This is a genomic window from Desulfatiferula olefinivorans (assembly GCF_054657895.1).
The window spans coordinates 1-16,455 of sequence record NZ_BAAHXV010000033.1 but is presented as its reverse complement, the minus strand read 5'-3'; the positions used below and the strand labels follow the sequence as shown (position 1 = coordinate 16,455).

The window sequence follows — 16,455 nt, the reverse complement described above, 5'->3', positions numbered from 1 at the left end:
CCATGACCGATGATTCACGAACCCCCCTCGAACTTTTGGCGCCTGCTGGAAACGCCGATATCGGACGGGCTGCCGTGGATCACGGGGCCGACGCCGTGTATATCGGTGCCCCCCGGTTCAGCGCCCGGTCCGCAGCCGGGGTCGGCATGGACGCCGTTGCCGGGCTGATCGACTATGCCCATCGCTACAGGGCGCGGGTATATCTGGCCCTCAACACCATTTTGACCGATGCGGAGTTGCCCGAAGCCCTCGATCTGATCCGGGAGGCCCATGCCGCCGGATGCGACGGCCTGATCATGCAGGACATGGGATTGCTGGATTTCGATCTGCCGCCCATTCCGCTGATTGCCAGTACCCAGATGAACAACGTCACGCCGGAGAAGGTGGCCTTTCTGGAAAAGGCGGGATTCAGCCGGGTGATACTCGCCCGGGAACTTTCTCTTCCCGAGATCCGGGCCATTCGGCGTCAGACCACCGTCGAGCTGGAATGTTTTGTCCACGGGGCCTTGTGTGTGTCCTTCAGCGGTCAGTGCTACCTCAGTCAGGCCGCCTTCAAGCGCAGCGGTAACCGGGGTGTTTGCGCCCAGCCCTGCCGTCTTTCCTACACGTTAAGGGACGGCAGGGGACGGGATATCCTCTCGCGCAAGCATCTTTTATCCCTCAAGGATCTGAACCTCATCGACCATCTGGGCGATCTGATCGACGCCGGGGTCACCTCGTTTAAAATCGAAGGACGCTACAAGGATGCGGCCTATGTGAAAAATGTCACCGCCGCCTATCGCCGGGCTCTGGATCGTCAGATCGACGCCCGGCAGGCTGTGCGGCGCCAGAGTTCGGGACGGGTGTCTCTGACCTTCGAGCCCGACCTCGATCGGACCTTCAACCGGGGCTACATTCCGTATTTTCTTCGGGCTCCAGAGGCTCTCGATCATCAGGCGGCCATGGATTCGCCCAAATCCATCGGTGCGGCGGCGGGTACCATCACCCGTCTGGACAAAAACGGCTTTTGGCTGTCCGGCGGCACGGTCAACAACGGCGACGGCATGTGTTTTCTCGATCGGACCGGTGTCCTCAAGGGATTTCGGGTGGAAAAGGTTGAGGCGGGCCGGATCATTCCCAGTACCATGGAGGGACTGGCCAAGGGGGTCAGGGTGTTCCGTAATCATGATCACGCCTTTCTCCGGGAACTGGACAAGGATTCGGCGGTGCGGACCATTGACATCACCATGGTCTTTCATCAAACGCGGGATGAGATCCGTCTTTCCGTGACCGATGAGGACGGCCATGGTGCCGAATCGGTCCTGCCGGTCTGTGTGGACGAGGCCCGGCACCCGGAAAAGATGCGCGAGCAGATCCGATCCCAGCTGACCCGAACAGGCGCCACGATGTTTTCCGTGAGGGAACTTCACCTTGCCGTCGACTGGCCGGGCTTTCTGCCGATGAGTCTTCTGAACGGGCTGCGCCGTGAGACCCTGGAACGTCTGGAGCAGGTGAGGCGGGACGCCTATGTTCCGGCCCTGCGAAAAGAACCGTCCGACCCGCCGCCCGTCTTTCCGGCCTCCAGTCTGGATTACAGCGCCAATGTGCTCAATGACCATGCCCGTGCCGTCTACCGTCGCTTCGGTGTCCGGGTGATCGAGGATGCCTTCGAGGCCGGCCCGTCTGTTCCCGGCCGGATACTGATGACCACCCGCTACTGCCTTCGCCGCGAACTGGGCGCCTGCCTCAAAGACCCCCATCAGACAGTGGACCTTGTTCCCCCCCTGACCCTCGTCGGCGGCAAACGCACCCTCCGTCTGACTTTCGATTGCGCCCGCTGCCGCATGCACGTGCTCGCGGACGAATGATTCCATCCCCAAAAGGGACAGGAGAAAAAATCGTTCTAAAGGGGACAGACAATAAAGGGGACAGACGAAAAAAACACGGACATCCACGGACATCCACGGACGGGCACGGACGGGATGATTGCAGGGATGGTCGCCGCTTTGGCGGGCGGAGGTGAACGTTTTGCCGGATCAGGAGATGGCAGTGCCGTCGGGCATTTTTTTGTTTTGGGGGAGGGGATGGGGCACAAAAAAACCGGCCCGGCCATGGAAGGTTCATGGCCGGGCCGCGTGATTGTGGGCGGGGGCGCCGTCGATCAGAAGGTGATGGCTTCGGCGTTTTTCAAAAGGGTCGTCAGTTCCTCGGGCCAGGTGTCTCCGCCGGTTTTCAGAGCCAGTTCCACGGAAAGGTGGCGGGGGACGATGCCCAGATCCCGGTTGCGGCCCAGGCCCTGGATACAGGCCGGGCAGTTGGTCAGGACCACCCGGGGGCTGCCTGAGACGGCGGCTTTGAGGCTTTCGCGTTTTCGGTCGAGCATGGCGTTGGCAATGTCCGGGCGTGACAGGGGCATGGTACCGCTTTCCGAGCAGCAGCCGGGCGTGGCCGTGACCTCGTATCCCGGCAGTCCGGCCAGGATGCCCATGGCCTTGCCCTGGAGGGAATCGTGACAGGGCGCGTGGTACAAAAAGGGGCCGGACCCCTTTGCCGAAATGCCGTTTTCGAGGGCAAAGGCGCTGATGTCCATAATGGGACTCTTGAAGATGCTTTCCGCATCGATGTCGACAAGGGCTTCCCGACAGGTGCCGCAACTGATGATGCAGGCACTGAAGGTGATGTAGTTGAGCATCTCCCGGATCTGGCTGAAGATGATCGTGTTTCTCAGGATGATTTGGTCGTGCTGCTCGGTTTTCGCATTGACCTTCAGGGGATAACCGCAGCAGAGGAAGGCCGGCGGAAGGACCACCCGGACGCCCGCCTTGAGCAGAAGATAAATGGATGCCTTGGAAATATCGGAAAACAGCCGTTCCGATCCGCAGCCGGGGAAATAGAACACGGTCTTCACAGCCTCGCCGGGCGGGTTGATCACCAGGGCCTGATTGTTCTGGCAGGGGGGAAGGACGTCCCTGAGTGTGTCGGAGGACGGTACCGGCAGGGCGGATTTCACCATCTGCATGGGATAAAGATCCTTGAGCCTGCGGACCTCGGCGACGGGACGGGTCAGCTTGTGGCCCAGGCGCTGGACGTTGCCGCCCCAGGTGAGCACCACCTTCCGGAAGGCGGCGTTGACGATGCGCGACTGGCTCTGAAGATAGCGCAGGGACATCCGGGTGGCCAGGGAGGTGTGCTTGTAATGCCGGGCGGCCAGGATGTTTCGCTCCAGAATGGACACCTCCCCCGTGTCGATGGACACCGGGCAGGGGGTCAGGCATTTGTGGCAGACGGTGCAGTGGTCGGCGATTTCCTCCAGCTGCTTGAGATGCTTGAACCGGGTGGAATGGGACCGCTGGACATCATACAAAATGGCCTCGATCAACGAGGCGATGGCCAGGTTCTTGTTCCGGGGATGGTAGAACATGTTGGCCTGGGGATAGAAGGTGCAGCAGTCGATTTTGCATTTTCCGCAGCGCACGCAGGTGGAGATACGGGCGGCCAGGTCCTCGAGCGATCCGTGCTGGAGAATGCGGGCCTCGAGTTCGAGCAGGTTGAACGAGGGGGTGAAGACCTTCTCGTGGATCCGTGGGTCCTTGAGCTGACCCGGATTCATCACGCCGCCGGGGTCCACGGTGCTCCGGTATTCGTTGAGCGCCTTGATTTTCGAAGGATCCAGATATTTCATCTTGGTGATACCGATGCCGTGCTCACCGCTGACCACGCCCTTTAAGGCCACGGCCTTGTCCATGACGGCGTCGGCGGTTTTTGAGGCCCGGGCCATCATCTCCATGTCGTTGGAGAAGACGGGGATGTTCACATGGACGTTGCCGTCGCCGGCATGCATATGGGTGGCGATGATGATGCGACGCTCCCGGTTGGTCTGATAAATCCGCTGGATTTCACCGAGGATGCGTTTGTAACCCCTGAAAAATTCCAGAAGATCGGACAGGAGTTTTTTGGAAAAGGCCTCGTTTTTCAGGACCTCGGGCGCAGCAGCCCTGAGATCCGACAGGGCGCTGCTGCAGAGTTCCCTGGCCTTGGGCAGACGGGCAAGCAGCCATTCCCTGTCTTCCAGGGGCTCGGCGTGTTCCAGATAGGCCATGACGTCCCGGATGAAGCATTCCTGGTTGTACCGGTCCTCTTCCATGTTGTACAGGTCGGCAAAGGCGGTAAATTCCGCCAGGGCGTCCAGGGGCAGGACGATATCCTCGTTGAGCTTGAAGGCGTTGGTCCTTCGGGCGATGGCCCCGAGTTTTTTCCGGTCCCGCCAGAACCGTTCGGCCTCGATCTCGTCTCTGGCCGTGAAGACATAGGTGTTTTCATAGGGTTCGAGCAGGGCTTCCAGGCGCTTCACCCCGTTTTCGATCTGCTCGGGGGTGTGCCCCACCATGTCGATCAGAAGGGCCGCCTTGGGGCTTTCCTTTTTCGGGGCCTTGACCTTGTAATTGATGGCCGTCATGTATTCGTCGTCGAAATGTTCGAGGGCGATTAAGGCTTCTTTGCCCTCGTTGACGAATTCCCGGGAGATCTCCACGATGACCCGGCTGGCCTCGACCATGTCATTGCCGAAAAATTCCAGGCAGAAGGTTTTGGTGTGCTCGTATTTTGGGTAGAGGATGAACCGGGCCGAGGTGATGATGCCGTCGGTGCCTTCCTTCTGGATGCCCGGCAGGCCGCCCAGGGCCTTGTTGGTGATGTCCTTGCCCAGGCCCTCCTTGCGGATGTCCGTGCCGGACAGGGTGATGGTCCTGACCTTGTCGCCCGTCTGGTCGAAGATGGAAAAACCGACCGTGTCGCCGGGCAGAATTTTGCGCATGGGATGGTTGTCCCGTCGGACCTCAAAGGAGTTCCCTCCGGGCATGGCGATGCGGTAGGAGACCAGGTTGTCGATGGCGGTTCCCCACATGACGGCCTTTTTCCCGCCGGCGTTTTCGGCGATGTTGCCGCCGATGGTGCAGGCCCAGGAACTGGTGGGGTCGGTGGCGAAGACCAGGCCCTTTTCGGCGGCGAATTCCATGGCGTTCTGGGTGATGACGCCGGATTCCACATGCAGCACGTTCATGGAGACAGGCGACCCGTCGGGCGCCGTGAAGTCCATGGGCTCCATGCCCCGGATATGGTTGAGCTTTTCCGTGTTGATCATCACGCAGTTGGGGGATACGGGCACGGCCCCGCCGGTGAGACCGGTGCCGGCGCCCCGGGGAATCACGTGGAGTTTCAGGTCTTCCACCCCTTTGAGCAGCGGCGCGAGCTGCTCTTCACAGGTGGGGCGCAGCACGGCCAGGGGCAGGTACAGACGCCAGTCCGTGGCATCGGTGGAATGGCTGATCAGGGTGAAGGGATCGAAAAAGATGTTGTCCGCCCCGATGACGGGCCCGAGCACGCGCCTGATGCGCCGCTGTTTTTTGGCGTGATGGGCAATGCCGTCGGACAGCTTTTTCAGGTATTTCCGGCACCGGGCGATGATTTTCGTCACCTCGACGTCACCGCCGGTTTTTTCGATGATGGAAAGGTCGTTGGCGGCGGTGCTGAAAAAACGGTGCCGCCGGGGAATCGAATCCACCAGGTCCTGATACAGAAAGGGATTGCGCCTCAGGATGAACATGTCGCCCATCAGGCGCATCAGAAGCTTGGCTGACCGGCCGGTAATCCGCCGTGCCCGCAAGGCTTCCAGCGCCTTCCAGACGGATTCGCCGAACAGATGCCGGACGATCAGTTCGTCGTCGGCTGAGGTGTAGTTGTACGGTATTTCCCTGAATTTGTTTATCATCACAGCACTCATCCATTCCGGCCTAATCGTTTGCGAAAAACGTCCGGCCGTGAGGTCAGTTGAATTCCCTGGTTTTCATGAAACGAATGTCCGGATTCTGTTCCATGATAAAGCCCAGCTGCCATTCGCTGGTGGTCAGATAGCTTAAATACCCTTCCGAATCAAGGGCCAGGTTGGACAGGTTCCTTTCCTTGAACGCGTCCAGGGTTTTTTGATTGTCGCAGAAAACCCAGCGGGTGACGCCGTAGTCCACGTGTTCGTAAATGGCGTCCACGCTGTATTCGTTTTTCAGGCGGGCCATGGTCACCTCGAACTGAAGCTCGCCCACGGCCCCTAAGATGTACTGGCCTCCCCGCATGGGCTTGAACACCTGAACGGTGCCCTCCTCGGCCAGCTGGGTCAGCCCCTTCTGGAGCTGTTTGGTTTTCAGGGGGTTTTTGAGGATCACCCGTTTGAAATGCTCTGGGGCGAAACTGGGAATACCCGTAAACTTCAGTTCTTCCTTGATCGAGAAGGTGTCGCCGATCTTGATGGTGCCGTGGTTGTGCAGGCCGATGATATCGCCGGGATAGGCCTCTTCCACGTGGGCCCGGTCCTGGGCCATGAAAATCGTGGCGTTGGACAGGATGATGTCCTTGCCGATGCGGTGGTGACGGACCTTCATGCCTTTGGTGAATTTCCCCGAGCAGATTCTGAGAAAGGCGATGCGGTCCCGGTGGGCCGGGTCCATGTTGGCCTGGATTTTAAAAACAAATCCGGAAAAAGGCTCCTCGTAGGGTGAGACTTCCCTGGTCTGGGTCATCCGGGGGATGGGCCGGGGCGCCATGCCCACGAAGGCGTCGAGCAGTTCACGGACGCCGAAATTGTTGATGGCGCTGCCGAAAAACACCGGAGTCTGGGTGCCTTTGAGGTAAAGATCCATGGACAGGGGATCGGCGGCACCCTCGATCAGCTCGATATCCCCGCGCAGTTCGTCGGCCTGGCTGCCGAGAAGCTCGTCGAGTTTGGGATCGTCGAGGCTGGTGATGGTGATGCCGGAGTCCGGGGCCGTGGTGCCTCCCGGCGTGAACAGGTGCAGTTCCTTTTTATAGAGGTTGTACACCCCCTTGAACCGTTTGCCCATGCCGATGGGCCAGGACAGGGGCGTGCATTCGATCTGCAGCTTGTCTTCGATGTCGCCCATGATATCAAGGGGGTTCATGCCTTCCCGGTCCAGTTTGTTGATGAAAGTCATGATGGGGGTGTTGCGCATCCTGCAGACTTCCATCAGTTTTTCCGTCTGCATTTCCACGCCCTTGGCGCTGTCGATGATCATCATGGCGCTGTCCACCGCCGTCAGAACCCGGTAGGTGTCTTCGGAAAAATCCTTGTGGCCGGGGGTGTCCAGGAGGTTGATTTCATAATCGCGGTAGTTGAATTTCATGACCGAGGACGTGACTGAAATGCCGCGTTCCTGTTCGATGGCCATCCAGTCGCTGGTGGTGGCCCGGTCGTTTTTTCGTGATTTGACCGCTCCGGCCTGCTGGATGGCGCCGCCGAACAGCAGCAGTTTTTCCGTGAGGGTGGTCTTGCCTGCGTCCGGATGGCTGATGATGCCGAAGGTCCGCCGCTTGTCGATTTCCCTGATATCCGAGGGTTTTAACGCCGTTTCCGCCATAATATGCTTATTTTCCTGACTATTTTAATGGTTGCGCTGTTGTTTCCCCCTGCGAAGGGAAAGCGCTTATTATATAAAAAAGACACAGTTAATAAAATAGAATAATGGAAAATTTTGAAGAAAACCTGCTGTCTTCGACAGAAAGCCCGATTGACGGGGTTTTACGGAAAGAATTTGTTGACTTGATCGATTTCTTGAAATAGATTTTTTCCATCGTTTTTCAGGGGATTTGCATTCATCGTTATCCGATCCGTTGTGCCGATTTCATTCATAGGTGTTAAGCTGAACCGAGTCCGATGTGAATGTCCCGGGATGTGCCTTTTGACTGTTCAAAATTGAAAAAGACCTATGCCGAAAATTCTGACCATCGACGATATCGAAGACAATCTGATCATTCAGTCCGTCATTCTGACGCGTTATATCCCCGATTGCACCGTGATCACCGCGTCGTCCGGTGAGGAAGGCATCGAAAAAGCCGTTGCCGAACTGCCGGACACCATTCTTCTGGACGTCATGATGCCGGGTATCGACGGCTTCGATGTCTGTCGCCGGCTGAAGAGCATCGAGGCCACCCGATCCATTCCCGTGATCATGCTTACCGGGGTCCGGATGGACACCCGGAACCGTGTCAAGGGTCTGGACGTGGGGGCCGACGCCTTTCTGACCAAGCCGGTGGAGGCCATCGAACTGGTGGCCCAGGTGAACGTCATGCTCAGGATCAAGCATGCCGAAGCCGAACTGCGCAAGGAAAAAGAACACCTGGAAACCCTGGTCCGCAAACGGACCCGGGCCCTTCAGACCCTCAGCCACTGCAACCGCGCCCTGGTGCATTCGGAAACCGAACTGGAATTTGTCCAGGACATCTGCCGCATCGTTGTCGAACAGGGGAAATACCGCATGGCCTGGGTGGGATTTGCCGCCGACAATTCGGATCGCTCCATTCATTCCATCGCCTACTGGGGCGATAAGGCCTGGTACCTGGCCCTGACGTCCCTTGCCATGACCTGGGCCGATTCGGGTATCGGCAGGGGGCCGGTGGGAACGGCCATCCGGACCGGGAGACCCTGCGTGATCCACGATCTGAAGGAGGACGCCTTCTTCAGGGAATGGCGGCCCGACGCACTGGACCAGGGCTGTGCTTCGATTCTGGCCCTGCCCCTGATGAGCGGGGGGCGGCCCCTGGGGGTGCTCGCCATCATCGCCGAGGAAACCGGAATTTTTGTAGACACGGAATACGACCTTCTGATGGAACTGGCCGACGATCTGGCCTACGGCATCATGATGTTCCGACTCCAGGTGGAACGGGAAGCGGCCCAGGCGGCCCTGAAAAACAGCGAAGAACAGTACCGGAGTCTGTTTACCGGCGTTCCCGTGGGGATTTACCGGGCCACCACCGACGGCAAGATCATCGACGCCAACCCGGCCCTGAACGCTATTTTGGGCTGCACCGATCCCAATGCTTTGAAATCTTTAAATTTTATCAAGACCTTTCTGTCCGAGGACGAGGCGTACCGTTTGTACGACGAGGTCCGGGCCAAGGGCAAGGTGGATCATTTCGAGGCCCGGATCCGTAATTTCGCAGGCCGGGATATCTGGATTTCATCGAAACTCCAGGCGGTCTACGAGAACCGGACCGGCCGGATCCTCTATGTGGAAGGGGCCGTGGAGGACATCACCCACCGGAAACGGGCCGAAGAGCACATCCACAGCCTGACGCAGGAACTGATCAAGGCCCAGGAGGGCGAGCGGCAGCGCATCGCCCGGGACCTGCACGATCATGTGGCCCAGAACCTGGGGGCTCTTAAGATCACCTGTGAAACCCTGTTCATGACTCAGCTGGAAAACCCCGAGCTGATGAAGAAAAGCATCAGTAACTTCTCCGGCATTCTGTCCGAATCCATTTCTTCGGTCCGGGATATCGCCTACAACCTGCGTCCCCCCAACCTCGATCAGCTGGGCCTGATCCGGACCATCGCCCAGTACTGCGACGATTTTTCCGACAAAAGCGGGATCGCCGTGGATTTTTTCTCCGCGGGCATGGAGCACGTGGGACTTGATTTCGATATGGAGATCAATCTGTACCGTCTGGTTCAGGAGGCCCTTGCCAACATCAAGAAGCACTCCGAAGCCCGCAATGTCCTGGTACGGATCGTGGCGTCGTCCCCGGACATCATTGTCCGCATCGAGGATGACGGCAAGGGCTTCGAGGTGGAAAAACGGATGTTCGACGCCTTGAACGAAAAGCGGATGGGCCTGAAAAGCATGGAAGAGAGGGTCAGTCTGCTGGGTGGGGTGATGAGTATCAAATCACGTCCCAATGAGGGAACGAAAATTGTGATCAAGGTCCAGCACGCAAACCCGGATCTCCTTATGGATGCTTGCCGGGAGATCCGGGAATGCGATTTGCAGTAAACGGGGCCCCCTCCGACCCCGCTTGCCTCAGTGAACCGTATGTGAACTGATGGTGTATTTGAATTCTTTTTCGAGAATCGTCAGAATGAGTTCCAGAATATAATCGTCAACCGCCTGTTTTTGCCAGCCCAGGCCTTCGAGCTCACGGTTGATGGTGGTGACGGTGAACACCCCGCCTTCCCTCAGGATGTTGAACACATCCTTGACCAGCTGATTGACCTGATTGGGCGCAAGTCCCTGATCGGAAAGATGCCAGAAAAGAGTGGAACAAATATCCGCTGTGTTGATGTCTTCCGTCGTTCGTTCCATGACCCGCTCCTTGTTCAAGATAGTGGCACACATCATCGTGTGAGCCGCGTTTCAGCCATAGATAAATCAAGAACCGTGCCACGGAAACTTTAGATAAATAATTCGTTTAAATTCGAGCAGATAGGGTTTTATCGATCGGCGGGGCCCAAGGGTAGGGGCTTCGTGTCGTCTGCGGGAGGGGACGTGTGTTCACTATAGTGAAAAAATGTTCATTTCAGGGCAGGTCTGCGGCCTGGTTTTCGCTCCAGCCGGTCCGTGAAATGTTGTACTTTTTGAGCAGGGTGTAAAGCCGGGTCCGGCCCAGGCCGGAAATCCGACAGGATTCCTTGATATTGCCCCGGGTCAGGCGCATCAGATCACGCAGGTAACGGATGTCGGCCTTCTCCAGGGCTTCTTCCCGGCTCATCAGGCTCGAGCGGGTCATCACCGCGTCGATATCCGGGGGCCGGCTGTCGGGCCGGCGATCGTCGCCGGGGGCTTTTTCGACCAGCCAGGCATGGGGCGTCTCCGGCGTGTTCCGGCCCATGTTCCGGTCCACCGACGATCGGATCACATGGACCCTGATCGTGTCCGGCAGATGTTTGGGAAAGAGAATCGGTTCGCTGTAGGCCTTGCTTACGGCGCCTTCCAGGGTGTTGACCAGTTCGCGGATGTTGCCGGGCCATTTGTATCGGGTGAGGGTGTTCATGAAGTCCGGCGAACAGCCCTTGACTTCGATGGCAAGTCCTCTGCAGATCCGTTTGATGTGGAACAGGGTGATTTCGGTGATGTCCTCGGCGTGACGGCGAAGAGCCGGCAGCTCGATGGCGATGGTTTTCAGACGGTACAAGATGTCACTGCGGAAGTGGCCGGTTTTGACCATGGCGTCCAGGTTCCGGTTGGTGGCCGCCACCAGCCGGAAATCACTGTTCACCTCGGCCTTGCCGCCCACCGGACGAAAGCGTTTTTCCTGGAGAACCCGGAGAAACACCTTCTGCAGGGTGGGGTTCAGTTCTCCGACTTCGTCAAGAAACAGGGTGCCGCCGTCGGCCTGTTTGACAAGACCCTCGGCCGCCTGGTCCGCACCGGTGAAGGCCCCCCGGGCATGACCGAACAACGCGCTTTCCTTGAGGGATTCGGGCAGGGCCGCGCAATCCACCACCACGAAATTCCCTTTCGCCCGCTTGCTGTTGGCATGGAGAGCCCGGGCGAACAGCTCTTTTCCGGTTCCGGTCTCTCCGGTGATCAGGACGTTGGCGTCGTTGCGCGAGGCCTGGGCCAGAATGTTCAGGCAGTCGTGGATCTCCTGGCTGCTGCCGATGATGCCTTCGTGCTTGAGGACCACCGCAGGCGGCGCGGTATTTTCAAGGTTTTCACGGTACTGCATCACCCGGGTCAGGGGCAGGGTGATGTCGTTTAAGGAAAAGGGCTTCTGGAGATAATCCCAGGCCCCGTTTTTGATGGCCAGTTCGGCGCCGTCGGGATCACCGGCCCCGGTGATGATCACCACCTCGGGCCGGGAGGCCGTGGCCCGGATGGTGCTGATGGCCTGGAGGCCGTTGCCGTCGGGCATGTTCACATCAAGAAACACCACATCGAACGTCTCGCGGGCCACCCGGTCAAGGCCCCGGGACAGGGTCTGCTCCGTGCACACGCGGTGCCCGCTGCGTTGAACGAATTCACAAAGGATGTCGCAGATCACAGTGTCATCATCGATAATCAGTACATTGGCCATGAGTTATCCCGAATATTGCCGGTTCGGAGGTCGTATGCAAACCCCATCCTTACGATAGATCATTACGTTTCGAACGCGTCTGGGTGGACGTCTGTGCGGGGCGACAACTTGAAATTCTCAGATTAATCAGAGTAAACGCAGTCAATGTAGCAAGATCGGCCGGGTTTTTCAATGGGGAAGTTGGATCAGGAAGCGGACGCCCTGATCCGGTGCGCCGGTGCATCGGATCTGCCCCTTCAGTTTGGCCGTGACGATGTTGTAGACGATGTGCATGCCGAGCCCCGTGCCGCCCGATGCCCGCCGGGTGGTGTAGAAAGGATCGTAGATGTGTTTGAGGGTTTCCGGCCCCATACCCGTTCCGTTGTCCCGGTAGTCGATGGTCCAGTGATCCGTTGAGGTGTTCATGACGATCAGGATCTCTCCCTCATCCCTGCCGTCGAACCCGTGAATCAGGGAATTGATGACGAGATTGGTCAGGATCTGGGACAGGGCGCCGGGGTAGCTTTCCACGGTAATGTGATCCGGACATCTGAGAGTCAGGGCAAACTTCGTCCGTTTGAACCGGGGCTGAAGGCTCTGCAGGATGCTTTCGGTGTACTCTTTCAGGTTGAAGGCCCGTCGGACCTCGTTTGACTGATCCACGGAAATCTGTTTGAAGCTGTTGACCAGATCGGAGGCCCGGTGAAGGTTGCCTGCAATCATGGAGGCGGCCTCCGCCGCCTGGGCGATGAAGCTGTCGATCTCCCTGTCCGTGAGCCGGCCCTTTCTGTGTTTGCGTTCGAATTCGGCGGTTTTCTGCTGAAGAAAGGTCGACGCGGTGATACTGATGCCAAGGGGGGTGCTGATCTCATGAGAGACCCCCGCCACCAGGCTGCCCAGAGCGGCCATTTTTTCAGACTGGATCAGTTGCTCCTGGGTTTTTTGGAGGGCTTCGAAGGATTTCACGGCGGCGGCTTCGGCCGTTTTCCTCTCACTGATGTCTCGGGTCACCCCCATGAGTCCCACGTGGCGGCCTTGGCGATTTTGGATAAACGATATCCTGACCTCGGCCCAGTAGGTATGTCCGGCTTTATGGATGTGTTCCAGTTCGATGAGGTTGACGGTGTCGGATGATTTCCCGGCCTCGTCCCGGTGAGCGACCGCCTCGCGGAACCGCTTTCGGGATCCCTCGGTCAGATGTGTCCCCACCGGGCAGGCCATCAGTTCGTCCAGGGGGTAACCGCTCATCTGGCAGGCCGACGGGCTGTAATATACCGGTTTCAGGTCCATGTCCGACGTCCAGATCACGTCCATGGCGTTTTCGGCCAGCAGACGGTAGAGCTTCTCGCTTTTCAACAGGGCCTTTACCGCCTGTCTGCGCTCGTTGGACAGGGTGTCCAGATCGGATTTGATCAGGCCGATGGCCTCGAAAATCGGAGAGAACAGATGCCCCGACGGGATCTTCCCCATGGTGTTGTCCAGACCGTCGATTTCCCAGTTGATGTTGCCCAGGAAATGAAGCAGGTCATCGACGGACTGGTCGATCTGGTAGGCTGTGTAAGCCGTTGCGATGAAACCCCGTTTTTTGTTCTGGGAAAAAAACGACGGGGGCGGCATCGTATCGGTCTGTTTGTGATGATCCATGGCGGCGACGGCCAGGGTGACGGCCTGCTCGTAGGCGTCCGCCACCGCCATGGGGAAGGGCGGCTTGACCAGGCGTCTTCCCGCGTTGAGGGCGAATTTCACGCCCAGGGGTACCTGATAGGCGATGTAGCCCGCCATTCGGTCGGCATACACCGCCATGCGGTCGACAAACAGGCGCCGCATGGTTTTGGACGGGGTCCTGGCCGTTTTCAGATTTATAATTTCGAAAAAGGGCCTGTCTGATCCGAAGGCCTGGTCGATCACTCGGCTTCGCATTCGGAAAAAGCCTTCAAACCCGTCGAGGCCGGGTCGACCCGCCGGTTCGCACAGCAGGATGCCGGTGCCGATGATCTTGAAACTCGCCGAATAGCCGGGGCCCAGGTCCACATCGGTCCATTCGGGCCGGGTGCTGACGGTAAGGCCGGACACGGGGCAGTAGCTCTGGGTTTCAAAGGTCGTGAACGGTTTGAGGGTGGTGTCCACCTGGTACTGGTGGCTGACGGGAATGCGGCCGTCCAGGATTTTTTCCGCCAGGGTCACCGCTTCGTCGTAATCGTTGACCAGATGGATGCCGAAACCCAGCTGGTTGAATTTGCGGGCCAGACGGATCGAAATGTTGAACAGGAGGGGCGTGTTGTAGAAAATGTGCCCGAGGATGCCCCGCCTGCGGGCGATGGTTTCCTGGTAGATCTGACGGCTGGAGGTGGTAAACCCCGTGATGCCGTGCATGTTGTAGATCTGGACGAACCCCTGATCTCCGCTGAAGTAGTCGCAGATGACGTCGTCCAGAAGCCGGCTGGTGTCCCGGCTTTCCTGCGGTCCTGAAAACCCGCGGATGTCGGTTCTGAGGATTCGGTTTCCCAGAATCGAGACCTCGGCCGTGTAATCGTTTTCAGGCACATGAATCTGCCAGCCGGGTCTGTGGATTTCACACAGACCCGTTACCGGGCAGGTCGATCGGATTTCCTCTCCGCGTGCACAGACGTCCATGGGCCTCACGGACGCAGACTAACGGGTCATCTGACGGTACTTGATCCGGTGGGGCTGATCCGCTGCGATGCCCAGACGTTTTTTTCGATCCTTTTCATATTCGGTGTAGTTGCCGTCGAACCAGACCACCTGGCTGTCGCCTTCAAAGGCCAGGATATGGGTGACGATGCGGTCCAGAAACCAGCGGTCATGGCTGATGACCACGGCGCAGCCCGCGAAGTTTTCAAGGGCCTCTTCCAGCGCCCGCATGGTGTTGACGTCCAGATCGTTGGTCGGTTCGTCGAGCAGAAGGACGTTGGCCCCGGCCTTGAGGATACGGGCCAGGTGGACCCGGTTGCGCATGCCGCCGGACAGGACGCCCACCTTCTGCTGCTGGTCGGATCCGGAAAAATTGAACCGCGCCACGTAGGCCCTTGAATTGACTTCCCGGTTGCCGAGAACCACCGTGTCCTGACCCTCGGAAATGGTTTCCCAGATGGTTTTTTCAGGATTGAGCACATCCCGGCTCTGGTCCACATACCCCAGTTTGACGGTCTGACCGATCTTGATGGTGCCGGTGTCCGGAGCTTCCGCGCCGGTGATCAGCTTGAACAGGGTGGTTTTACCCGCGCCGTTGGGACCGATGACACCGATGATGCCGCCGGGGGGCAGGGCGAAGCTCATGTTTTCGAACAGCAGTTTGCCTTCAAAGGATTTGGACAGGTTTTCGGCCTCGATGACCACATCGCCCAGCCGGGGTCCGGGGGGAATGTAGATCTCGATTTCCTTTTCCTGTCTGGCCGTGTCCTCACTCAGCATTTTCTCATAGGAGTTGATGCGGGCCTTGGCTTTGGTGTGGCGGCCCTTGGGTGACATGCTGATCCATTCCAGTTCGCGCTCCAGGGTTTTCTGGCGCTGGCTCTGGGTTTTTTCCTCCTGCTTCAGGCGTTTGCTTTTCTGGTCCAGCCAGGACGAGTAGTTGCCTTTCCAGGGGATGCCCTCGCCGCGATCCAGTTCAAGGATCCAGCCGGCCACGTTGTCCAGGAAGTACCGGTCGTGGGTCACGGCGATGACGGTGCCTTCGTAGCGCTGGAGGTGATGTTCCAGCCAGGCCACGGATTCGGCATCCAGATGGTTGGTGGGTTCGTCGAGCAGGAGGATGTCGGGTTTCTTGAGCAGCAGCCGGCACAGGGCCACCCGGCGTTTCTCACCGCCGGACAGGGGGCCTGTCTTTACATCACCCGGCGGGCACCTCAGGGCGTCCATGGCCATCTCGAGCCGTGAATCCAGGTCCCAGGCATCGAGGTTGTCGAGTTTTTCCTGGAGGTTCCCCTGGCGGGCGATCAGGGCGTCCATTTCGTCATCGCTCATGGGCTCTGCGAACTTCTCGTTGACGGCCTCGTATTCCTTCATCAGGTCCACCACCTCCTGCACCCCTTCCTCGACCACCTGGCGCACGGTCTTTTCAGGATCCAGCTGGGGCTCCTGCTCCAGATACCCCACGGTCAGGCCCGGAGAGAGAATGGTTTCCCCGTTGAATTCCTTGTCCACCCCGGCCAGGATGCGCAGGAGAGAACTTTTACCCGACCCGTTGAGCCCCAGCACCCCGATCTTGGCTCCGTAAAAATACGAGAGGGAGATATCCTTCAGCACCGGCTTTTTGTCGTAGAACTTGCTGACTCTGATCATGGAATAAATGATTTTATTATTGGGCTCGTTGGCCATGATAATCCGTCCTCCACCTGGGATGAATGGGTTGTTTTTTTAGAAAAATTACAAAATGTGCCGTACAATACCAGACCCGAAACAAACCTGCAAGAGGCATGATCAATTGGGGACATGCAAATTATGCATTTCATCCCTTTACAAGCCCGTGTTCCTTCTGCTATGTTGGCCTCAAAAACCCAAAAAGCCATGATGATCATCGATGGAGGAGTTCAGCCATGCCGCGAACAACCCGCCCGTATGCTCAGTTCGGATCAAAAGAGCGTTTACCATGTAATTTCCCGGACGGCGCTGGACGGC

Annotated in this window: 8 protein-coding genes; 2 read left to right on the top strand and 6 right to left on the bottom strand. The window is 58.3% G+C overall.

Features of this window, described 5'->3' with window-relative positions; translation table 11 throughout:
• The first annotated feature begins 2 nt into the window (after window positions 1-2).
• Window positions 3-1,847, top strand: a complete 1,845-nt coding sequence (locus ACYQ11_RS17800; protein ID WP_459925163.1) for a peptidase U32 family protein — start codon at window positions 3-5, stop codon at window positions 1,845-1,847.
• A gap of 293 nt (window positions 1,848-2,140) precedes the next feature.
• Here the strand turns inward: ACYQ11_RS17800 and ACYQ11_RS17795 are convergent, their stop codons facing one another.
• Entirely contained in the window at window positions 2,141-5,746 is a 3,606-nt protein-coding gene (locus ACYQ11_RS17795) for a DUF3683 domain-containing protein (RefSeq protein WP_459925191.1), read from the bottom strand.
• Window positions 5,747-5,801: 55 nt separating this feature from the next.
• Window positions 5,802-7,403, bottom strand: coding sequence for a peptide chain release factor 3 (locus tag ACYQ11_RS17790; protein WP_459925162.1), 1,602 nt, complete (start codon window positions 7,401-7,403; stop codon window positions 5,802-5,804).
• A 348-nt stretch (window positions 7,404-7,751) separates the two neighbouring features.
• Between ACYQ11_RS17790 and ACYQ11_RS17785 the strand changes: the two genes are divergently transcribed.
• Window positions 7,752-9,815 (top strand): response regulator, encoded by a 2,064-nt coding sequence (locus ACYQ11_RS17785; protein ID WP_459925161.1) that lies wholly within the window; start codon window positions 7,752-7,754, stop codon window positions 9,813-9,815.
• A 27-nt stretch (window positions 9,816-9,842) separates the two neighbouring features.
• On the opposite strand, the gene ACYQ11_RS17780 is transcribed toward ACYQ11_RS17785, so the two are convergent.
• The 4 genes from ACYQ11_RS17780 to ettA all read right to left on the bottom strand — a co-directional run bounded on the left by ACYQ11_RS17780 (window position 9,843) and on the right by ettA (window position 16,155).
• Window positions 9,843-10,124, bottom strand: coding sequence for a hypothetical protein (locus ACYQ11_RS17780; protein WP_459925160.1), 282 nt, complete (start codon window positions 10,122-10,124; stop codon window positions 9,843-9,845).
• Between the two features lie 214 nt (window positions 10,125-10,338).
• Window positions 10,339-11,838, bottom strand: coding sequence for a sigma-54-dependent transcriptional regulator (locus ACYQ11_RS17775; protein ID WP_459925159.1), 1,500 nt, complete (start codon window positions 11,836-11,838; stop codon window positions 10,339-10,341).
• Between the two features lie 168 nt (window positions 11,839-12,006).
• The gene (locus ACYQ11_RS17770) at window positions 12,007-14,451 is read right to left on the bottom strand and encodes a PAS domain-containing sensor histidine kinase (protein ID WP_459925158.1); all 2,445 of its coding nucleotides are present in this window, start codon (window positions 14,449-14,451) and stop codon (window positions 12,007-12,009) included.
• An 18-nt stretch (window positions 14,452-14,469) separates the two neighbouring features.
• Window positions 14,470-16,155 carry an energy-dependent translational throttle protein EttA gene (ettA, locus tag ACYQ11_RS17765; protein ID WP_459925157.1) on the bottom strand — a complete coding sequence of 562 codons (1,686 nt, stop codon included), beginning with the start codon at window positions 16,153-16,155 and terminating at the stop codon, window positions 14,470-14,472.
• Window positions 16,156-16,455: the final 300 nt, after the last annotated feature.